This window comes from Kribbella sp. NPDC003557 (genome assembly GCF_040610805.1).
Lineage (GTDB): Bacteria > Actinomycetota > Actinomycetes > Propionibacteriales > Kribbellaceae > Kribbella.
Map to the genome: position 1 here is coordinate 690,589 of NZ_JBEXMY010000003.1, position 19,391 is coordinate 709,979.

Sequence of the window (19,391 nt, forward strand, 5' to 3'; positions counted from 1 at the left end):
GAAGGACACCGGGGAGCCACGCGGTCACACGGCTGGCGTGATGCGGTCCCGGAGGCGGGCCTTGCGATCGTCGTCCAGCCAGCTGGCCTCGAGGGCGTCCAGGGAGATGGTGACCATGTCGTGCCACGAGTAGCCGAAGGCGGCGGCGACGGCGTCGTACTCGGCGCTGAGGTCGAGGTCGATGAGTGCCGGGTCGTCGGTGTTCACGGTAGCGAGCAGGCCGGCGGCCCGCATCTGCGGATAGCTGTGGTCCTCGAGCCGGGGGAACGCGTTCGCGATCCGGATGTTCGAGGTCGGGCACACCGTGAGCGGGACCCGGGTCGCTGCGAGACGGCGGACCAGCTCGGGATCCTCCATGACCGACAAGCCGTGGTCGATCCGCTCGACTCCCAGGACGTCGACGCAGGTGGCGATCGCCGAGGCGGGCGAGTTCTCCCCCTGGTGCGCGGTCAGCCTGAACCCGCCGGCGCGAGCAGCCTGGTACGCAGGCAGGTACGACGCCGGATCGATGCCCAGCTCCGTCGAATCCATCCCGACGCCGAGCACCCGCTCGATCCCACGGGCGCCCGACCGGCGCAGCCCGGCGAGCCGCTCGACGAGCTCCAGACCGGCCGCCGGCCCGAAGGCACGATCCATGTCGGCGATCAGGTGGCACAGCGCGCCGGTCTCCTTCTCGGCCGCGGCGAGCCCCTCGTCCAGTCCGGTGACGATCGACGCCAGGTCCTGCCCGTCGGCCAGGTGCCGCGCGGGCGTGAAGAACGCCTCGCGGTAGACGACACCGTGCCGCGCGCCGTCCACCACGGACTCGTAGGCCAACCGCGCCCAGTCCTCCGGCCGGACGAGCGTCGACTGCACCAACCAGAACACCCGCAGGAAGCCGTCGAGGGAGTCGTAGCGGTACAACTCCGCGGGCTCGGACACCGGCAGCGGTACGCCGTTGCGCCGGGCAAGCTCCACCACGGTCGCCGGCCGCATCGTGCCCTCGAGGTGGCAGTGCAACTCCACCTTCGGCAGCGCGTCGAACGTCGTCATACCTGCGATGATGGCGGCAACCTAGGACGCCTGGAAGAGCCCCGTCTCGCAATAAGAGGCGTGCAGCCGAAGCACTGTCTCGGTCGGCGGGTGCAGCGGTCCGGGTGGAGTCGCGAAGAACCCGGCCTCGAGGACCTCGTTCTGACCAGGCCGCAACGTGCCGGTCCAGTGGCGGGCCTCGAAGCAGAGGGCGAAGCACTGAACCGCATCGCCGTTCGGATAGGTCAGCGTGTGGACGTCGGCACGGGACAGGCTGGCGAACGGCACCAGGTCCTCCTCGGCGACGACCAGCCCTGTCTCCTCCGAGAACTCGCGGGCCGCCGTACGGCGGAAGCTGTCGCCCGGCTCCGCGCCGCCCGCCGGAAGCTCCCACAGGCCGGTGTCGCGGCTTCGCTGGAACAGGATGCGGTCGTCCGCGTCGATCGCGAGGACCTGTGCGCCGGGCAGCAACAGCAGGCGGGAGCCGACGTCGCGGCGGAGCGCGGCAAGGTAGGAATCCACGGATGAGAGGGTAGGGCCCGTGGACTGGGTACGGCGGCGGGCGGGATCCCTGCTCGGGGTGGGGTTGATCGGCGGGCTGGTGTGGACGACGGTCGTCACGTTGTCGATGCCGAACTGGTACGACCCGGGTGAGGACTGCGCGCGCAAGGTCGGCGCGGTCGACGCGGTGCCGCGGACCAGCTGGTTCCCGCCGTCGGCGAGCTGCGTGTCCGGCGACGACGTCCGTCAGTACATGTCGACGACCCGCTCGGTGGTCCTGTCCGTGGTCGGCGTACTCCTGCTGGTCCTGATCGCGACCGGCCTGATCCTGACCGTACGGCGGCTCAGCGGAGACCCCGGCCCGACCAGGACCGGCGGCGACGACCTCAAACGCCGCCGCCGGTCGCACCTGGTGTTCGGCGCGCTGGACATTGCGGTCGCGTTCGCGTTCGTCACGTTCCTGAACGCGGCCGCGATCGTCTTCGGGAGTCTTCCGGGCGCCGTCCTCTTCCTCGTCACCGCACTCGTCGGCCTGAGCGCGGTCGGTGCGCTGCTCGACCGGCACATGGGCCCGCTGCCGAGCACCGCGCTCGCCTCCCGCCGCCGGGGAACGGTCGCCGGCCTCACGACGATCGGCGTCGTGTTCGCCGCGACCGCCGTCACCGGCCAGCTCCCGTTCTTCCGGTTCTGGGCGGTCCCCCTCGCCGGGATCGCGTACGCCGTGATCGCGGCCGTGCAGTGGTCGCGCTCAGCAGCCACGCCCTAGCAGGGCCACCCCGGCTCGATGTTCTGGTTGAGGTGGAAGACGTTCTCGGGGTCGTACTCGCACTTCACCCGCGCCAGCCGCCGGTAGTTGTCCTCGCCGAAGCCCGCGATCACACGGCTCTGCCCTTCGTTGCCGATGAAGTTCAGGTACACGTAGCCGGTCGCCCACTCCTGCAGATCCGCGCACAGGTCGCGGGCCCACCGGATCCCGCGCGCGTCGTCGGCCGCGTCCTCCCACAGGCCGAACGGGTGCACGACCCACGCCGCCTTGCGGTGCGGCAGCGGCCAGGTGTCCGCGGCCCGCAGCACCTGACCGCCCCACGGCGCGATCAGCTGCTGTGACGGCGAGGGGCTCGGCATGTCGCTCACCCGGTCGCAGAACGCGTCAACCGCGGGGTCCGGGAGGGCAGACAGGTGCTCGGCCGACCAGTAGTTCCGGAACCCCGGCGGATCGTCGAGCGCCGACTGCAACACGTCGTACGGCAGCTCCGCGACCATCACGCCCTCCGGGGCCAGCGCGAACATCGGCGCGAACACCTCGCGGGCCTCGGCCTCGGTGCCGGCGTAGACCGCTCCGACCCCGACCACGAGCTTGCCCTGCAGATGCGCCGGCACGAACTCTTCGGGCGGCCCGGTCAGGTAGAGCGCCGCGCCGCCGAGCTCGTCCGGCGCGCCGCCCTCGATGAGGTCCCGGTACGCGCGCAGCACCTGCGGACCGGCCTCGGCCGGCCACAGCAGCAACCCCAATGTGGCCGTTGGCAACGACTGGAGCCGGAAGGTCAGCGACGTGGCGACGCCGAAGTTCCCGCCGCCGCCGTGCAGGGCCCAGAACAGCTCGGCGTTCTTGGTCTCGTCCGCGATCACCAGCCGGCCGTCGGCGGTCACGAGCTCGACCGAGACCAGCGCGTCGCAGGCCAGGCCCCATTTGCGCTCGAACCAGCCGGACCCGCCGCCCAGCGTGAGCCCGGCGACACCGGTCGTGGACGCCCGGCCGCCGGTCGTGGCCAGCCCGTACGGCGTACACGCCCGGTCGAAGTCACCCCAGGTCGCGCCGCCGCCGACCCGGGCGATCCGCGCCTCCGGGTCGACCTGGACGCTGTTCATCCGGCGCAGGTCGACGACCAGGCCGCCCTCGGTGACCGCCGTCCCGGCCACGCCGTGACCGCCGCCGCGGACCGCGATCTCCAGCTCCCGGTCGAGGCCGTACCGCAGCGCCGCCTGGACGTCGGCCGCCGACTCGCACTGCGCGATCATCGCCGGTCGTTTGTCGATCATCCCGTTGAAGACGGACCGAGCCCCGTCGTACGCCGGGTCGCCGTCCTGCAGCACCACTCCCCCGAACCCGTGAGGCCGAGCGTGCTCGATCGTTTCGGACATGGTGGGACTCCCCCTTGCTCACTCCCCCAGGTGATCCACCGATCGTGCATCGCGGCCCGGGCGGGGTCAACGCCCGGCCGGTTACCGCGCCCTCACGCGAACGCGTGTCCACCAAGGGCTTTCGGGCGATCACGCCCCGAGACGGTCTGGGATCACCCGCTGTCCATCGGTAGGGTCGAGGGGTGACTGATGCGGCGGTGATCGGTGGTGTGGGTCAGGTCCTGACCGAGGACGAGGTGACGGCGTTCGTCGGCGAGGCACTGGCCGGCGCCGGCCTGGCCGGGCGGAGCGTCTGCGTGATCGTCCCGGACGCCACCCGCAGTTGCCCGCTCCCGCTGCTCCTGAAGGCGGTCACCCAGGCCCTGCAGGACAGCCAGGTCACGATCTTGGTTGCCCTCGGCACCCACGCGGAGATGACGCCGGACGAGCTGCGCGCGCATCTCGGCGGTGACTACCCGAACGTGATCAACCACGAGTGGTGGAAGCCGGAGACGTTCGCCGACCTCGGCACGATCGGCCCCGACCGGGTCGGGGAGATCTCCGGCGAGATGCTCCGCGACGAGGTCCCGGTCAGGCTCAACCGCGCGGTCGTCGAGCACGACGTCGCGCTGGTCGTCGGGCCGGTGTTCCCGCACGAGGTGGTCGGGTTCTCCGGCGGCAACAAGTACTTCTTCCCCGGCGTCGCGGGTCAGGAGGTGATCGACTTCTCGCACTGGCTCGGCGCGCTGATCACCAGCGCGAACATCATCGGCACGCCGGGTGTCACGCCCGTCCGCGCGCTGATCGACGAGGCCGCCGCGCTCATCCCGGCCGCGAAGCTCGCGCTGTCGGTGGTCGCCCAGTCCGGCACCGACGCGCTGCACGCGGTCGCGTTCGGCGACACCGTCTCGTCCTGGCGCGCGGCCGCCGCGATCTCCGCCCAGACCCACGTCCGCTACCTCGACCACCCGGTGCGGCGGGTGGTCTCGGTGATGCCGCCGAAGTACGCCGACATCTGGACCGCGGCGAAGGGCTTCTACAAGGTCGAGCCGATCGTCGCCGACGGGGGCGAGGTGATCCTGTACGCGCCGCACGTCACCCAGCTGGCCGCGATGCACCCCGAGATCGAGGAGATCGGCTACCACTGCCGCGACTACTTCCTCGGCCAGTGGGACAAGTTCCGCGACCTGCACTGGGGCGTCCTCGCACACTCGACCCACCTGCGCGGCGCCGGCACCTGGGACCCGGTCAACGGCGAGCACCTCCGCGTCCGGGTCACGCTCGCCACCGGGATCCCCGAGGACGTCGTCCGCCGGGCCAACCTCGGCTACCTGGACCCGGCCGCCGTCGACCTCGCCGCGTGGGAGGCCGACCCGGACACGTTCGTCGTCCCGAACGCCGGCGAGACGCTCTACCGCCTCAAGGTCTAGCCTCGCGAGGTGACTCGCCGGTAACCTGACCGGCTATGTCGGACGTTGTCATCATCGGGTCCGGGTTCGCCGGGCTGTGCATGGGAATCAAGCTCAAGCAGGCCGGGTGCGAGGACTTCGTCATCCTGGAGAAGGCCGGCGACCTCGGCGGCACCTGGCGGGACAACACGTATCCGGGCTGCGCGTGCGACATCCCGTCGTACCTGTACTCGTTCTCGTTCGAGCAGAACCCGCGCTGGACGCGGATGTTCGCGCCCTGGGACGAGATCCTCGCCTACCTGCGGCACTGCGCCGGCAAGTACGGCATCGCCGACAAGATCCGGTACGGCGCCGAGGTCACCGAGGCGGCCTTCGACGAGGGGACCGGCCGCTGGACCGTCACGGTCAACGGCGACGAGACCATCGAGACCCAGGCGCTGGTCACCGGCGTCGGCAGCCTGCACAAGCCCAGGCGCCCGGACCTCCCGGGCCTCGACTCCTTCGCCGGTACGACGTTCCACTCGGCGCAGTGGGACCACTCGGTGGACCTGCACGGGCGGAACGTCGCGGTGATCGGCACCGGCGCGTCGGCGATCCAGTTCGTGCCGGAGATCGCCCCGCAGGTCGCCCACCTGGACGTGTACCAGCGGACGGCACCGTGGATCACCGGGAAGCCGGACCGCGCGATCGGCGTCTGGGAACGCAAGCTGCACGAGCGGTTCCCGGCCGGCCAGCGGACCATCCGCAATGCCATCTACTGGGGTCTCGAGGGCCGCGGCGCCGGCTTCGCCGGGAACCCGAAGCTGATGAAGGGCCTCGAGCTGCAGGCCAAACGGCACCTGCACAAGCAGGTCACCGACCCGGAGCTGCGGGCGAAGCTGACCCCGGACTACCAGATCGGCTGCAAGCGGATCCTGATCTCGAACGACTACTACCCGGCCCTGGCCCGGCCGAACGTCGACCTGATCACCGACTCGATCACACGGGTCACCCCGACCGGCGTGGTCACCGCCGACGGCATCGAGCGGGCCTGCGACACGATCGTGCTCGGCACCGGCTTCGACGTCTCGGCCAACCTGACCCGGATGCCGATCCTCGGCAAGGACGGCGTCGACCTGGCCGAGCACTGGAAGCGCGACGGCATCGGCGCGCACCTCGGTATCACCGTCGCCGGATACCCGAACCTGTTCCTGCTGGTCGGCCCGAACACGCTCCTCGGCCACTCGTCGATGGTGTTCATGATCGAGGCCCAGGTCCGGTACGTGATGCAGGCGCTGCACCTGCTGCGGCGACGTAACGCGACGTACGTCGAGGTCCGCGAGGAGGTCCAGGACCGCTTCGTCGACTCGATGCAGCGTGAGCTCGGCGACACCGTCTGGCAGTCGGGCTGCACCAGCTGGTACCTGGACGGTGCCGGACGGAACTCGACCATCTGGCCCGAGTGGACCTTCGCGTACTGGCGACGGACGCGGCGGCTCGATCCGGCCGACTTCGCGGTCGTCCATTAGGTTCTGTGCCCTTAGGGGTGGCCCGGACTCCTGGAGTAGGAGTCCGGGTGACCCGGCGTACGACCTTGGGATGAGCCGAAGACCGGCCGGGAGACCGATGTCTACCGGGCGCCGCTGAAGGACTCTTGAGACATGGACATCCTTCAGATCGCCGGAGCGGCAGTCATCGTGATCGGCATCGTGATCACGGCGCTGATCGCCATCATCCCGTCCGTCGTGGACCGTTGAGGTCAGTCGGCCGACAGATGGACCAGTAGGTCCTGCCGGGTCAGCACGCCCACCGGCTTTCCGTCGTCCAGAACCATCAGGGCGTCCCTACCCTCGAGCAGCTCGACCGCCCTGGCGACCGGTTCACCGGCGCCGAGCGACGGCAGGGCCGGGTCCATGTGCTGCTCGACGATGTCGGCCAGCCGCGCCTTGCCGGAGTACAGGGCGTCCATCAGCGTTCGCTCCGACACCGCGCCGGCCACCTCGGCCGCCATCACCGGCGGCTCCGCCCGGACGACGGGCATCTGCGAGACGCCGTACTCCCGCAGGATCCCGATCGCCTCGGCGACCGTCTCGTGCGGGTGCGTGTGCACCAGCGGCGGCAAGCTGCCGTCCTTGCCGGCCAGCACGTCGCCGAGGGTGGTGCCCTGCCGGGTGTGCGCGAGGAAGCCGTACTGCGCCAGCCAGTCGTCGTTGAACACCTTCGTCAGGTAGCCGCGGCCGCCGTCCGGCAGCAGGACCACGATGACGGCGTCGGGGTCGTCGAGCTCGTGCGCGAGCCGGATCGCGGCCGCGGCGGCCATCCCGGCCGAGCCGCCGACCAGCATGGCCTCCTCACGGGCCAGCCGCCGGGTGAGCGCGAACGAGTCCGCGTCCGAGACCTCGATGACGCGGTCGCAGATGTCGCGGTCGTACGTCTCCGGCCAGAAGTCCTCACCGACGCCCTCGACCAGATACGGCCGGCCGGTGCCGCCGGAGTACACCGAGCCCTCCGGGTCGGCGCCGATGATCTGCACCCGGCCGCCGGAGACCTCCTTCAGGTACTTCCCGGTGCCGGAGATCGTGCCGCCGGTGCCGACGCCCGCGACGAAGTGCGTGATCCTGCCCTCGGTCTGCTCCCAGAGCTCCGGGCCGGTGGTCTCGTAGTGCGAGCGCGGGTTGTTCTGGTTCGCGTACTGGTTCGGCTTCCAGGCGCCCTCGATCTCGCGGACCAGGCGGTCGGAGACGTTGTAGTACGAGTCCGGGTGCTCCGGCGCCACCGCGGTCGGGCAGACCACGACCTCGGCGCCGTACGCCTTGAGCACGTTGCGCTTGTCCTCGCTGACCTTGTCCGGGCAGACGAAGACGCACTTGTAGCCCTTCTGCTGGGCGACCATCGCCAGGCCGACACCGGTGTTGCCGGACGTCGGCTCCACGATCGTGCCGCCGGGCTTGAGCTCGCCGGAGGCCTCCGCGGCCTCGATCATCCGGACCGCGATCCGGTCCTTCACCGAGCCGCCGGGGTTGAAGTACTCGACCTTGGCGAGCACGAGGGACTTGGCACCGTCTGTGGTCTTGGACAGCCTCACCAGCGGGGTGTTGCCGACGAGGTCCAGGAGAGAGTCTGCGTAGCGCACATCTTTACTGTAGTGATATGGACGCCATTGCCCTATTTTCACTTGCATCGACGTAACAGCGTGTAATCCTTGTACTTATGAGTAGAGCCAGGGCAGCCAAGAAGCTGGCCCAGGCCGCAGCTTTCGGGGGCGGGGGACTCGGACTCATCGGTGCCACGTTGTACGGCGTACTGACCGCTGAGGCCGAGTATGCGAAGCGCGTGATCGGACCGATGCGCTACTACCCGACTCCGGGCGACGGTCTGTACGGCCGGTATCCGGGACATCCGATCACGTTCGCCATGCTCGGCGACTCGAGTGCCGCGGGGTACGGCACCGACTCGCCGGACGAGACACCCGGGGTGCTGCTCGCCTCCGGGCTGGCGGAGCTGGCCGAACGGCCGGTCCGCCTCGTCGACGTCTCCAAGACCGGCGCGAAGTCGACCGACCTCGCGGCCCAGGTCGACGCCGCGCTGCAGGCCGGTCCGCACGTCGCGGTGATCCTGATCGGCGCGAACGACGTGAAGGCCAAGATGCCGCCGTCGACGTCGGTCCGGCTGCTGTCGGCCGCCGTCCGCCGGTTGCGCGCCGCGAACTGCGAGGTGGTGGTGGGCACCTGCCCCGACCTCGGGGTGATCCGCACGATCCAGCCGCCGCTGCGCTGGGTCGCCCGGTCCTGGAGCCATCGGCTGGCCGCCGCGCAGACCATCGCGGTCGTCGAGGCCGGCGGCCGGTCCGTGTCGCTCGGCACACTGCTCGGCGAGGTGTTCCGCACCAACCCGTCGATGTGGGGCCGGGACAACTTCCACCCGTCGGCGACCGGGTACGCCGCCGCGTCGGCCGCGCTGCTGCCGTCGGTGGCGGCCGCGATGGGCGTCGGGACCGAGTCGTTCGTGCACCCGGAGCCGTTCCGCGGCGAGGCGATCCTGCCGATCGCGGAGGCCGCCGTCCGGGCCGCACGCCAGGCCGGTACCGAGGTCGCGGCGACCGAGGTCGGCGGCCGCTCCCGCGGTCCCCGGGGCCGCTGGGCCGCCCTCCGCCACCGCCGCCGCCACCCCAAGGCCGAGGTCGACCGGATCGACGAAACGACCGACGCTGTGCCGGTTGGTCAGTAGTTGCTGGAGTTGTGCGTCCGCTGAGCGGGGACTTTCATGTCGGGAGTCTTGCCTCCGGGCAGCCACGTGGTGCACAGTCGATAACTACGCGGTACCCCGATGACGGGAGGCGAAGATGGGCTTGAACCACTCCGAGGAGACGCATCGGCGTTTGGTGGAGGCCGTGCCCAGATGCACCGGACGCGCAATGACCGAGTGGTTCCAGCTGATGAACGACGGACCGTCGTTCCTGCGCTTCGACGACAGAGTGAGATGGCTTGCCGGCGAGTACACACTCGCGCACGGGCACGCTACCGCCATCGTCCACGAGTACGACCTGGTCAAGGCGCACCGGCGAATGGGCTGAGCCGCAAAGGAGAAGAATTCGAAGACCTGCCCTTTCAGGTGGAAGGGCGGGTCTTCGGCGTTCTGACGACCACCTCGTTGCCCTCCGGATCCGCCACCAGGTAAGGCTTCTCGGACAGGATCCGCCCTCCCGCGGCCATCGCCGCCTCGACCGTCCGCTCCGGATCCGGCACCGCCAGCTCGAAGCGGATCCGGTTGCGCTGCTCCCGCGGCTCCTCCAGCTGCTGGAAGAACAGCACCGGGTTCAGCCGCCGCGGATCGTAGATGTCCGTGACGTGCGGCCGGGGATCCTCCTCGTAGCCGAGCAACGTCACCCAGAACGCTCTGAGGGCCGGTACGTCGGCCGCGTCGATCCCGAACTGCACGAACCGCAGCCGCGCCGGGTCCGCGCTGAGCCCCAGATCCTTCGCCGCGGTCTCGATCCGCTGGGCGAGCGCGACGAACTCCGGGCTCTCCTCCCACTGGTCCTTGCCGCTGTCGAACGCGACGCCTTCCCGCCGTACGTCGATCATCAGCGGAACGCCGGCGGCATCGGCCAGCTCGGCCGCGGCGGTCACGAGCGGGGCCGGCGAGGACGTCGGGTAGAACGTCATCGCGCCGAACAGCGCCAGCCAGTCGGTCGTCCCCGGCAGCGTCTCCCCCGGCACCAGGTCGACCTCGTTGCCCTCGTCGTCGGGCAGCATCACGCCGAACGCCCCGGACGGTTCGCGCCCGGTCACCTCGCGCGCCCGGTCCACCGCATCCGCCGCCCGGACCACGTCGACATGGATCCGGTTCCGGAGCGGCCGGGGCTCGGTCAAGCGCCGTACGGCGAACGCCGGGTCGCGGCGCAACGGGTCCTCGAGGCCGGCCGGGTAGCCCAGCACGGTCTGCCAGAACGGTTGCACCGCGGCGGGATCCGCTGCCTCGATCACCACGTCGAGGGTCTCCAGGCCGGCCGGATTCGCCACCAGGCCGAGCTCTTGCGCCGCCTCGGCAGTCCCGTCGGACGGCTGCACCCGCAGCCCACCTGCCCGCAGGTCGATGTCGGGCATCCCGCCCGGCAGGTCCGCCAGCCGAGCGACGAGTGCGGCGCCTGCGGTGTGCGAGGGAGCGTCGTACCAGGTCATCCACCCACCGTAGAGCGGGAACCGGACGAACTGCGTCCGGAAAAGCCGGAAGGGCCGGCCCACCTGGACCGGCCCTTCCGTTGTTCAGTACCCGCTTGTTCAGTACCCGGGGTCAGTCGCCACCGCGGAGGATGGCGAGGATCCGCAGGATGTTCCAGTACAGCCAGACCAGGGTGACGGTCAGGCCGAACGCGGCCCGCCAGGCCTCGCTCTGCGGAGCGCCGTGGCGGACACCCTGCTCGACCATGTCGAAGTCGAGGATCAGGTTGAACACCGCCAGGCCGGCGCCGAGCGCGGCGAACAGCAGACCCATCGGGCCCATCCCGCTGATCCCGGTGCTGACCCCGAACAGGCTCAGCACGAAGTTGACCAGCAGCACGCCGGCGAAGCCCGCCGTACCGATGATGACCATCTTCGTGAACTTCGGCGTCACCTTGATCGCGAAGTACTTGTACGTCGCCAGCGTCAGACCGGCCGTCACCATCGTGGCCAGCACGGCCTGCACGATGATGCTGGAATCACCGACCCAGCCGGCGATGAACTTGCTGCCGATCCCGAGGAACACACCCTCGGCCACGGCGTACGCCATCAGCAGCGCCGGGTTCACCTTGCGGGCGAACGACAGCACCATGGCGAGCGCGAACCCGACCAGCGCACCGGCCAGGAACGCCGGCGTCACCACCGAGTCCGGAATCGCGTACCAGGCGAACGCGGCAGCCGCCACGACCACGCCCAGGGTGATCGCCGTCTTCACGATCACGTCGTCCAGCGTCATGGGGCGGCTCGCGGCCGGAGCCCCCTGGTACTGCTGCGGCGGCATACCCGATCCGCCGTAACCGTAGGGTGCCGGCTGACCGTACGGAGCGGCCCCCGGATAGGCCTGGCCCTGGCCAGGCGCGAACGCACTCGACCGGTTCAGCACCGGGTTACTGCTCTGCATCTCTTCCTCCTGATGACCCACATCCGGGGCCGTATCGAGATACTACGGTCCCACCCTTAACAACATCTGAGAATCCGCCAACCATTCCGCACCGAAAAAAGCCGGAAATATTCATTATCTTCCGATGTATTCGCTGCCGATCAAAGCGGTCGTGCGGCGTCGTACCTGGGGGTGCAGGTACGACGCCGGACCGGCGGCCACCCGGGACGTCGTGCTCCCGCAGGCCGGTCAGAGGTGGGGACGGGTTGGTTCGTGGGTGGCGAGGGCGGCGCCTACCTGGTCGGCTAGGGCTACGGCTACCAGGCGTTGCTCGAGGTCGGGGCGGGTGACGCGGGTGGCGGCGGTGAGGAGGAAGCGGCCGCGGGTCTCGCCGGCGTGCTGGACGGTGAGCTCGATCTCGGCGTTCGTCGGCAGGCCGTCGCGTTCGACCTTGAGGACGTGTGTCCCGCGCGTCACGGAGCCGTCCGGGTTCAGCCGCGGCGCCCGGGTCTGCTTGTCTCCGGCAACGAACTTCGCGCCGTCGATCCCCAGTACGGCGGTCAGCTCGGCCCGCACCTGCTCGATCAGGTCGTCGGTGGACCCGCCGGCCGCGACCGCCTGCGAGACCGTGATCACCCCGTCCAGGTAGCCGCGCCGCCGGGCCGCCTTCGCTTGTTGCTCACGGCCCCAGATCGCGATCTGCGTGACCGCGATCCCGATCAACAGCAGCAGGACGGCCTGCTCCACGTCGTTGCTGCTGTTGATCGTGAAGCTGTCGTACGGCACCGTCAGGAAGAAGTCGAACCACACCGCGCTCGACACCGCCGCCAGCACACCGGCGAGCCGGATCCCGAAGACCGCGACCGCGACGATCACGACCACCAGCACCAGCGCCGCGTTCGCGTTGTCGAAGTGTTCCCGGAACGGGACCAGTAACGCACAGACCGCCGGGGGCACCAGCAGCGAGGCCGTCAGGACCGGAGCGCGGTAGTTCTCCACAGCTCTATTGACCCTCGCCGCCCTCTCAGGTTCAACAGTTCTCACAAAGGTCTGACACCGAAAACCCTGTGCTCGATCATCGGGGGTGCACCTAGGTTGAGGTGCATGTATCGGATCCGGCCGGCAACAGACGAGGACGCCGGGCTGCTGGCCGCGGTGGCGTTCGCGGCGACGAGCGGCCAGGGGCGGATGCCTGCCGAGGTGGACGAGGCGGCGTGGCGGGCCGAGTTCGAGGGGTGGAGCCGGGACTCGGTGGCCGACCCCACCACCGATCTCGCCGTCGTCGAGGTCGACGGGCGCGGCGCCGGCCGCCTGCGCGTCAGCCGTACGCCGGAGTCCGTCGAGCTGAACGGCATCCAGCTGCACCCGGACGTACAGAACCGCGGTGTCGGTACGGCGATCATCGCCGCGCTCCAGTCGGAGGCCGCGCGTCGCGGCGTACCGCTGCGGCTGCACGTCGAGCGGGACAACCCGAACGCCCGGCGGCTGTACGACCGTCTCGGCTTCGTCAGGACCGGCGGCGACGACAAGGAGGACGTCATGGAGTGGACCAAGGCCGCGGAGCAGAACGGCCTGTGGAACGCGGACGTCGCCGGGCGGTACGACACCCCCGGCACCGGCATGTTCGCGACCGACGTCCTCGGACCGACCGTCGAGCGACTGGCCGGACTCGCCGCCGGCGGCCGGGCACTGGAGTTCGCGATCGGCACGGGGCGGGTCGCCGTACCGCTGTCGGAGTACGGCGTGCCGGTGAGCGGGATCGAGCTGTCGGACGCGATGCTCGACCAGCTGCGGACGAAGGCCGACGCGGACACCATTCCGGTGGTTTCCGGCGACATGGCCACGGCCCGCGTGCCGGGCGAGTTCACTCTCGTGTACCTGGTCTACAACACGATCGCGAACCTGCTCACCCAGGAGGAGCAGGTCGAGTGTTTCCGGAACGCCGCCCGGCACCTGTCCCCCGGCGGCCGGTTCGTGATCGAGCTCTGGGTTCCCGAGCTCCGCCGCCTCCCACCCGGCACGCCCGCGACCGTCGGCGTCGCCGACCCCGGCTACGTCCTGCTGGACACGTACGACGTACTGAAACAGCACGTCGTCTCCCACCACTTCCACTTCGGCGAAGGCACTGAGGCGCAGCTCTTCCGCACCCCACACCGCTACATCTGGCCCGCCGAGCTCGACCTGATGGCCCAACTGGCCGGCTTCACCCTGGAGTCCCGCCACGCCGACTGGTCCGGCACCCCGTTCACCGCCGACTCCCCCTCCCACGTCTCCGTCTACCGCCTGCCTCTCGAATAGCGGATGCTGGGACCCGTGACCACCGACCCGTTGTTCACCCGTCTCGCCCCGGTCCTGAACGTGTCGGATCTGGGTGCCGAGCGCGCGTTCTACGAGCGGCTCGGACTCCCGGTGATCTACGAAGGTCCGGAGTACCCCGACTTCATCGCTTTCGGGACCGACACCGTGCACTTCGGCATCCAGCAGGCGCACGGGCCGAACGATCCGCCGAGCGTGCTCACCTGGCAGATCGCCGTGTTCGACGTGGACGCAGCCGCGGACCGTTGCCGCGAAGCCGGGCTTGAGTTCGAACTCGAGCAGAACACGCCCGCCGCGAACTGGACCTACCGGCGGCTGCTGCTCCGGACGCCCAGCGGATACCGGCTCGCGCTGGAAGGTCCTACGGAGTAGACGCCGTTCCGGTTCGGCGCTGGTGGGCACAGGCCTCGAAGCCCCACCATGAGGAGATGGCAGATCCCTCGGGTGGGGGATGTTCGATGGGTGAGATCACTCGCGAGAGGGTTTGTGAAATCTTTCACGAGCGTTTAGCGTTGAAGTGAACATGAAGTCGGAGAACCACTCAGGGAGAGTGAACCGCATGACAGCCCAGGTGCCGCACATCCTCGTCGTCGGAGGCGGTTACGTCGGGATGTACACCGCGTACGGTCTGCGCCGCGCCGCCCGCAAGGGCCGGATCCGGGTGACCGTCGTCGACCCGCGCTCGGTCATGACGTACCAGCCGTTCCTGCCGGAGGCCGCGGCCGGCTCGGTGGAGCCGCGGCACGTCGTGGTGCCGCTGCGCAAGACCCTCAAGGGCTGCCGGGTCGTGACCGGCCGCGTCACCGGGATCGACCACGCCCACAAGGTCGCCAAGGTGATGCCCGAGGAGGGCCCGGAGTACGAGCTCGCCTACGACCAGATCGTGGTCGCGCTCGGCTCGATCGCCCGCACACTGCCGATCCCCGGCCTCGCCGAGGAGGCCACCGGGTTCAAGAACGTCGAAGAGGCCATCGCGTTGCGCAACAAGGTCCTGGACCGGCTCGACGTCGCCTCGTCGCAGCCCGACCCGGCGCTGCGCAAGTCCGCGCTGACCTTCGTCTTCATCGGCGGCGGGTACGCCGGCGTGGAGGCGTTCGCCGAGCTCGAGGACATGGCCCGCTACGCCACCCGCTACTACGACAACATCAAGCCCGAGGACATGCGCTGGGTGCTGGTCGAGGCGACCAACCGGATCCTGCCCGAGGTGGGCCCGGACCTCGGCAAGTACACCGTGGACCAGCTCCGCAAGCGGAACATGGACATCCGGCTGGAGACCCGGCTGGAGTCCTGCGAGAAGGGCCACGTGATCCTCAGCGACGGCGAGGAGTTCGACGCCGACACGATCGTCTGGACCGCCGGAGTGAAGGCCAACCCGGCGCTCGCCGCGACCGACTTCCCGCTGGACGAGAAGGGCCGGATCAAGACCCTGGCGAACCTGCGGATCGAGGGCGTCGACGACGCCTGGACCGCCGGCGACAACGCCGCCGTCCCGGACCTGACCAGTGAGACCGGTGCGTACTGCGCCCCGAACGCGCAGCACGCCGTCCGCCAGGCCGACCGGCTGGCCGCGAACATCCTGCGGGTCGTCGACGGGCAGCCGCCGCAGGACTACAAGCACAAGTACGTCGGCTCGGTCGCGAGCCTCGGCCTGCACAAGGGCGTCGCGCAGCTGTACGGCGTGAAGGTGAAGGGCTGGCTGGCCTGGTTCCTGCATCGGACGTACCACGTGTCCCGCGTGCCTACCCTGAACCGGAAGGCCCGCGTCATCCTCGACTGGACCCTGGCGCTGTTCTTCCGCCGCGAGGTCACCAGCCTCGGCAGCCTGCAGACGCCGAACGAGGAGTTCCGCCGCGCGACCCAGTCATGAGCGGTCGTAAGCAGTCGTAACACCACCTGATCGGCCGGGGCCTCCAACTCGCCGGAGGCCCCGGCCTTCTGTCACCCTGGACACCACGAGTGTCTGGAGGGGGACATGAGTACTTCGGAGCGGACGGCCTGGGTGCCACCGCACTGGGTGAAGTGGCTGGCGTGGAAGATCCATCGCGGGATCTACAACCTGAGCGGCGGCCGATTGGGCTTGTCGCTGCCGCGGGAGGGGCGCTACGGCACGATGCGCCTGACGGTCACCGGCCGGCGCACCGGTGAGCCGCGCAGCGTGATCCTCGGGTACTACGAGGACGGCGAGAATCTCGTCACGCTGGCGATGAACGGCTGGGAGGAACCGGAGCCTGCCTGGTGGCTCAACCTGCAGGCGCACCCGGACGCCGAGGTCGTGGTCGCCGACGGGACGCGGTCGGTGCACGGACGGGCGGCCGAGGGCGCGGAGCGGGATCGCTTGTGGGACCGCTGGCGGGAGATCGACAAGAAGCTCGACGCGTGGGCGGCGCGGCGTTCCAAGCCGACGGCCGTTGTGGTGCTCGAACCGCGCTAGTCGTGCAGCAGGCCGGCGTCGTGGACCAGGAGTGCGATCTGGACGCGGTTGTTCAGGTCGAGTTTGGTCAGGATGCGCGAGACGTGCGTCTTCACCGTGGGCACGCTGAGGTAGAGAGTCGCGCTGATCTCGGCGTTCGACTTGCCCTCCCCGACGGCGACAGCGATCTCGCGTTCGCGGTCGTTCAGATCCGCGAGCCGGGTGACAGCCTTGGCCTTGCGGTCGTTCTGGCCCGCGTCGGCGACGCGGGTGATCAGGCGTTTCGTGACCGCCGGTGAGAGCACGGGCTGGCCGGCCGCGATCCGGCGTACCGACTCGACGATCTCCGCCGGCGGAGTGTCCTTCAGGATGAACCCGGCCGCGCCCGCGCGGAGCGCGCGCAGTACGTGCTCGTCGGCATCGAACGTGGTGAGGATGACGACCTCGGGCGCGCCCGAGCGCCGCCGTACCGTCTCGGTCGCGGTCAGGCCGTCCGTCCCGGGCATCCGGATGTCCATCAGGACCACGTCCGGCGCGAGCCTGTCGATCAGCCCCTGCACGCCGGACCCGTCGCCGGCCTCCCCGACCACCCGGATGTCCTCGGCGCCGCCCAGCATCAGCTTCAGCCCGGCCCGCAGCAACGGATCGTCGTCGACGATGAGAACCCGAATGGTCATGCGGGCCACGGTAGCCAGGCGAAGAGCCGGAAGTCGCCTTCGGGGGTGCGGCCGTGCTCGACGCGGCCCTCGACCAGGGCGGCGCGTTCGCTGAGGCCCTTCAACCCTTGGCCGTCCCCGCGCCGGCGGTTCGGTGCCGGGTTGCGCAGCTCGACGGACAATCCGTTGCCCGGGGCACCGGTCACGCTGATCGTCACGGGTTCGCCCGGCGCGTGCTTGACCGCGTTCGTGAGGCCTTCCTGGACGATCCGGTACGCCGTACGCCCGACGTGCTCCGGCAGCGCGCCCGGCGCCTCGAGCGTCATCTCGACCGGAATCCCCGCCGCGCGGGAGCCTTCCACCAGCGCGGGCAGGTCGGCGAACGCGGGATGTGGGAGCTCGCCGACCGGGGCCCGGAGTACGCCGATGACCTCGCGGAGATCCTGCAGCGCCTGATGCGCGCTGGCCCGGATGATCTCGGCCGCGCCGGCGACCTCCTCCGTGGACGCGTCCGGACGGTACGCCAGCGCGCCGGCGTGGACGCTCAACAGCGACAGCCGATGCCCGAGTACGTCGTGCATCTCGCGGGCGATCTCCTCGCGGGCCCTGAGCTGGGCCTGCTCGGCCTGCAGCGTCGCCACGGTCTCGGCGCGATCCGCCCGGTCTCGCAGCGTCTGCATGAGCTGTCGCCGCGACCGGATGTAGAAGCCCCAGCCGGCCATGGCGGCGTACAGGGTGATGCCGATGATGAGCTGGGTCTTCCAGTCCTCCTTGTGCCGCACCTGGAGATAGCTGAGCGTGGCGACGCAATTCACCGCGAAGACCCAGATCGAGGTCCGCCACGGCTTGTGGACGGCGACGGTCATGGTCAGCACCAGCACCGGCCCGGCCGCGGTGTCGGAGTACACCGAGACCGCGGCCGCGAGAAGCGCCAACGGTACGGTCCAACGGCGCCTGAACCACAGGGCGAGGCACAGCACCATGCCCGACCAGAAGTCGATCGCGAGCAGCGTCGGCGACACCGGGTCGGACTCACCCTCGCTGTAGGCGAGCAGCCCGATCAGGACCGCCAGCACGAACGACACGCTGTCCACGACCCAGTTACGGGCGGTACGACGCGGCTCGCTCATGTGATGAATGTAGCGGTGGGTAAGCGATCTCCGGGGCGTTCGCGGGTGTCCGGATACCGAAGTCGGTGCGGTTCGGTACTTAGGTCGGCGGTAGGTTGCCGGGCATGAGTCAGCTCGCAGTCACCGTCATCGGCCCGGACCGCCCGGGAATCATCGCCGACGTCACCGAGGCCCTCGCCGGTACCGGCGTCAACCTCGAGGACTCCACGATGACGCTGCTGCGCGGGCATTTCGCGATGATGATCGTCTGCGCCGGCCCGTTCGACGAGGTGAAGACGGCGCTCGAGCCGCTGCGCGGCGAGCTGGTCATCACGGTCCGCAAGGTCGGCCCCGAGCACGAACACGCGCCGATCGGTGCGCCGTACATGCTGAGCGTGCACGGCGCGGACCGGCCGGGGATCGTGGCCGCCGTGACGCGGATGATCGCGTCCGCCGGAGGCACCATCACCGACCTGGCGACCCGGCTGAGCGGCGGGCTGTACGTCCTGACCGCCGAGGTCGAGCTGCCGCCGACCGCCGAGCTGACCATGCTGAGCCGCGCACTCGAGATCACCGCCGAGGAACTCGGGGTGGGCGTCACGCTGCGCCCGGCCGAGAGCGACGAGCTGTGATCACCGACTGGTCTCCTGCCCGCTTGGACGTCGCAGGCAACGTTCTGGAGGTCGTCCGGGCGCCGCACCCGGTGCTGGCGACGGAAGGCGCTCTTGTCGACCCGCTCGATCCGGAGATGATCCAGCTCGCCGCGGACCTCGTCGCGACCATGCGGGTTTCCCCCGGCTGCGTCGGCCTGGCAGCGCCGCAGGTCGGCGTCGCGGCGCAGATGTTCTCGCTCGACGTCACCGATCACCCGAAGACCCGCACCTGCCATGGCGTCTTCGTCCTGTGCAACGCCGTCGTCGTCGAAGCCTCCCGCAACGAGAAGGCCCGCGAAGGCTGCATGTCCGTCCCCGACTTCACCGGCGACGTCAAACGCGCGACCCGGCTCACCGTCACCGGAACCCTCCCCGGCACGACCGAACAGCTCACGATCACCACCGACGCCTTCGAAGCCCGCGCCCTCCAGCACGAGATCGACCACTGCAACGGCAAGCTCTTCCTCGACCGGGTAGCCGGCGCCCACGCCGTGTACCCCCGAAAGGTCTACCAGTAACGAGTACTCTCATCCCGAGCCTCCGGCCCGGGTGGCGGAACGGCAGACGCAGCGAGCTTAAACCTCGCGGCCCTCACAGGCATACGGGTTCGAATCCCGTCCCGGGCA

20 protein-coding genes and 1 tRNA gene are annotated in these 19,391 nt (G+C 69.9%); 12 read left to right on the forward strand and 9 right to left on the reverse strand.

Annotated elements, in window-relative coordinates; translation table 11 throughout:
* Window positions 1-24: 24 nt before the first annotated feature.
* Together add and ABZW60_RS15215 are read right to left on the reverse strand one after the other, a co-directional pair.
* A complete protein-coding gene (gene add / locus ABZW60_RS15210; RefSeq protein ID WP_355477076.1) occupies window positions 25-1,032 on the reverse strand; it encodes an adenosine deaminase in 1,008 nt (335 codons plus the stop codon).
* Between the two features lie 21 nt (window positions 1,033-1,053).
* Window positions 1,054-1,533, reverse strand: a complete 480-nt coding sequence (locus ABZW60_RS15215; protein ID WP_355477077.1) for an NUDIX domain-containing protein — start codon at window positions 1,531-1,533, stop codon at window positions 1,054-1,056.
* Window positions 1,534-1,552: 19 nt separating this feature from the next.
* Between ABZW60_RS15215 and ABZW60_RS15220 the strand changes: the two genes are divergently transcribed.
* Window positions 1,553-2,278, forward strand: coding sequence for a hypothetical protein (locus tag ABZW60_RS15220; RefSeq protein ID WP_355477079.1), 726 nt, complete (start codon window positions 1,553-1,555; stop codon window positions 2,276-2,278).
* Here the strand turns inward: ABZW60_RS15220 and ABZW60_RS15225 are convergent.
* Window positions 2,275-3,654 carry an FAD-binding oxidoreductase gene (locus ABZW60_RS15225; RefSeq protein WP_355477081.1) on the reverse strand — a complete coding sequence of 460 codons (1,380 nt, stop codon included), beginning with the start codon at window positions 3,652-3,654 and terminating at the stop codon, window positions 2,275-2,277. The two genes, ABZW60_RS15220 and ABZW60_RS15225, sit on opposite strands and share 4 nt — an antisense overlap.
* A gap of 182 nt (window positions 3,655-3,836) precedes the next feature.
* Between ABZW60_RS15225 and ABZW60_RS15230 the strand changes: the two genes are divergently transcribed.
* Both ABZW60_RS15230 and ABZW60_RS15235 read left to right on the forward strand, forming a co-directional pair.
* Window positions 3,837-5,063, forward strand: a complete 1,227-nt coding sequence (locus ABZW60_RS15230; protein ID WP_355477083.1) for a lactate racemase domain-containing protein — start codon at window positions 3,837-3,839, stop codon at window positions 5,061-5,063.
* Window positions 5,064-5,098: 35 nt separating this feature from the next.
* On the forward strand, window positions 5,099-6,550 hold the full coding sequence (locus tag ABZW60_RS15235; protein ID WP_355477084.1) for an NAD(P)/FAD-dependent oxidoreductase: 1,452 nt from the start codon (window positions 5,099-5,101) through the stop codon (window positions 6,548-6,550).
* Between the two features lie 230 nt (window positions 6,551-6,780).
* Here ABZW60_RS15235 and ABZW60_RS15240 read toward each other — a convergent pair whose 3' ends face one another.
* Entirely contained in the window at window positions 6,781-8,154 is a 1,374-nt protein-coding gene (locus tag ABZW60_RS15240) for a cystathionine beta-synthase (RefSeq protein WP_355477086.1), read from the reverse strand.
* 77 nt (window positions 8,155-8,231) lie between these two features.
* Here ABZW60_RS15240 and ABZW60_RS15245 point away from each other — a divergent pair, with 77 nt between their 5' ends.
* Complete coding sequence (locus ABZW60_RS15245; protein WP_355477088.1) at window positions 8,232-9,248, forward strand: SGNH/GDSL hydrolase family protein; 1,017 nt, start codon at window positions 8,232-8,234, stop codon at window positions 9,246-9,248.
* Window positions 9,249-9,363: 115 nt separating this feature from the next.
* Entirely contained in the window at window positions 9,364-9,594 is a 231-nt protein-coding gene (locus tag ABZW60_RS15250; protein WP_355477090.1) for a DUF4287 domain-containing protein, read from the forward strand.
* 34 nt (window positions 9,595-9,628) lie between these two features.
* On the opposite strand, the gene ABZW60_RS15255 is transcribed toward ABZW60_RS15250, so the two are convergent.
* The 3 genes from ABZW60_RS15255 to ABZW60_RS15265 form a co-directional block, all read right to left on the reverse strand.
* Window positions 9,629-10,702, reverse strand: coding sequence for a VOC family protein (locus ABZW60_RS15255; protein ID WP_355477092.1), 1,074 nt, complete (start codon window positions 10,700-10,702; stop codon window positions 9,629-9,631).
* Between the two features lie 112 nt (window positions 10,703-10,814).
* Window positions 10,815-11,642, reverse strand: coding sequence for a Bax inhibitor-1/YccA family protein (locus tag ABZW60_RS15260; RefSeq protein ID WP_355477094.1), 828 nt, complete (start codon window positions 11,640-11,642; stop codon window positions 10,815-10,817).
* Window positions 11,643-11,870: 228 nt separating this feature from the next.
* Window positions 11,871-12,620: a DUF4118 domain-containing protein gene (locus ABZW60_RS15265; RefSeq protein ID WP_355477096.1), complete on the reverse strand. Its 750-nt coding sequence runs from the start codon at window positions 12,618-12,620 to the stop codon at window positions 11,871-11,873.
* A 105-nt stretch (window positions 12,621-12,725) separates the two neighbouring features.
* On the opposite strand from ABZW60_RS15265, the gene ABZW60_RS15270 reads away from it, so the two are divergent.
* From ABZW60_RS15270 to ABZW60_RS15285, 4 genes are all read left to right on the forward strand, one after another.
* Entirely contained in the window at window positions 12,726-13,919 is a 1,194-nt protein-coding gene (locus tag ABZW60_RS15270; protein WP_355477098.1) for a GNAT family N-acetyltransferase, read from the forward strand.
* 15 nt (window positions 13,920-13,934) lie between these two features.
* Window positions 13,935-14,309, forward strand: a complete 375-nt coding sequence (locus tag ABZW60_RS15275) for a VOC family protein (protein WP_355477099.1) — start codon at window positions 13,935-13,937, stop codon at window positions 14,307-14,309.
* A gap of 187 nt (window positions 14,310-14,496) precedes the next feature.
* A complete protein-coding gene (locus tag ABZW60_RS15280; protein WP_355477101.1) occupies window positions 14,497-15,804 on the forward strand; it encodes an NAD(P)/FAD-dependent oxidoreductase in 1,308 nt (435 codons plus the stop codon).
* A 105-nt stretch (window positions 15,805-15,909) separates the two neighbouring features.
* Complete coding sequence (locus tag ABZW60_RS15285; RefSeq protein ID WP_355477103.1) at window positions 15,910-16,368, forward strand: nitroreductase/quinone reductase family protein; 459 nt, start codon at window positions 15,910-15,912, stop codon at window positions 16,366-16,368.
* Here the strand turns inward: ABZW60_RS15285 and ABZW60_RS15290 are convergent.
* On the reverse strand, window positions 16,365-17,024 hold the full coding sequence (locus tag ABZW60_RS15290; RefSeq protein ID WP_355477104.1) for a response regulator transcription factor: 660 nt from the start codon (window positions 17,022-17,024) through the stop codon (window positions 16,365-16,367). The genes ABZW60_RS15285 and ABZW60_RS15290 overlap by 4 nt on opposite strands.
* Window positions 17,021-18,133: a histidine kinase gene (locus ABZW60_RS15295; RefSeq protein WP_355477105.1), complete on the reverse strand. Its 1,113-nt coding sequence runs from the start codon at window positions 18,131-18,133 to the stop codon at window positions 17,021-17,023. Before ABZW60_RS15295 ends, ABZW60_RS15290 begins: the two co-directional genes overlap by 4 nt.
* A gap of 104 nt (window positions 18,134-18,237) precedes the next feature.
* Between ABZW60_RS15295 and ABZW60_RS15300 the strand changes: the two genes are divergently transcribed.
* From ABZW60_RS15300 to ABZW60_RS15310, 3 genes are all read left to right on the forward strand, one after another.
* Window positions 18,238-18,744 (forward strand): ACT domain-containing protein, encoded by a 507-nt coding sequence (locus ABZW60_RS15300; protein WP_355477107.1) that lies wholly within the window; start codon window positions 18,238-18,240, stop codon window positions 18,742-18,744.
* A gap of 23 nt (window positions 18,745-18,767) precedes the next feature.
* Window positions 18,768-19,283, forward strand: a complete 516-nt coding sequence (gene def, locus ABZW60_RS15305) for a peptide deformylase (protein WP_355477109.1) — start codon at window positions 18,768-18,770, stop codon at window positions 19,281-19,283.
* Between the two features lie 25 nt (window positions 19,284-19,308).
* Window positions 19,309-19,391: transfer RNA gene (locus ABZW60_RS15310), tRNA-Leu, on the forward strand.

Excerpts from the sequence above, each read along its gene's own strand:
- add (WP_355477076.1), bottom strand. The coding sequence starts at position 1,032 with ATGACGACGTTCGACGCGCTGCCGAAGGTGGAGTTGCACTGCCACCTC.
- ABZW60_RS15225 (WP_355477081.1), bottom strand. The coding sequence starts at position 3,654 with ATGTCCGAAACGATCGAGCACGCTCGGCCTCACGGGTTCGGGGGAGTG.
- ABZW60_RS15295 (WP_355477105.1), bottom strand. The coding sequence starts at position 18,133 with ATGAGCGAGCCGCGTCGTACCGCCCGTAACTGGGTCGTGGACAGCGTG.
- ABZW60_RS15270 (WP_355477098.1), top strand. The coding sequence starts at position 12,726 with ATGTATCGGATCCGGCCGGCAACAGACGAGGACGCCGGGCTGCTGGCC.
- ABZW60_RS15290 (WP_355477104.1), bottom strand. The coding sequence starts at position 17,024 with ATGACCATTCGGGTTCTCATCGTCGACGACGATCCGTTGCTGCGGGCC.
- ABZW60_RS15260 (WP_355477094.1), bottom strand. The coding sequence starts at position 11,642 with ATGCAGAGCAGTAACCCGGTGCTGAACCGGTCGAGTGCGTTCGCGCCT.
- ABZW60_RS15300 (WP_355477107.1), top strand. The coding sequence starts at position 18,238 with ATGAGTCAGCTCGCAGTCACCGTCATCGGCCCGGACCGCCCGGGAATC.
- ABZW60_RS15235 (WP_355477084.1), top strand. The coding sequence starts at position 5,099 with ATGTCGGACGTTGTCATCATCGGGTCCGGGTTCGCCGGGCTGTGCATG.
- ABZW60_RS15255 (WP_355477092.1), bottom strand. The coding sequence starts at position 10,702 with ATGACCTGGTACGACGCTCCCTCGCACACCGCAGGCGCCGCACTCGTC.
- ABZW60_RS15285 (WP_355477103.1), top strand. The coding sequence starts at position 15,910 with ATGAGTACTTCGGAGCGGACGGCCTGGGTGCCACCGCACTGGGTGAAG.
- ABZW60_RS15245 (WP_355477088.1), top strand. The coding sequence starts at position 8,232 with ATGAGTAGAGCCAGGGCAGCCAAGAAGCTGGCCCAGGCCGCAGCTTTC.
- ABZW60_RS15280 (WP_355477101.1), top strand. The coding sequence starts at position 14,497 with ATGACAGCCCAGGTGCCGCACATCCTCGTCGTCGGAGGCGGTTACGTC.
- ABZW60_RS15250 (WP_355477090.1), top strand. The coding sequence starts at position 9,364 with ATGGGCTTGAACCACTCCGAGGAGACGCATCGGCGTTTGGTGGAGGCC.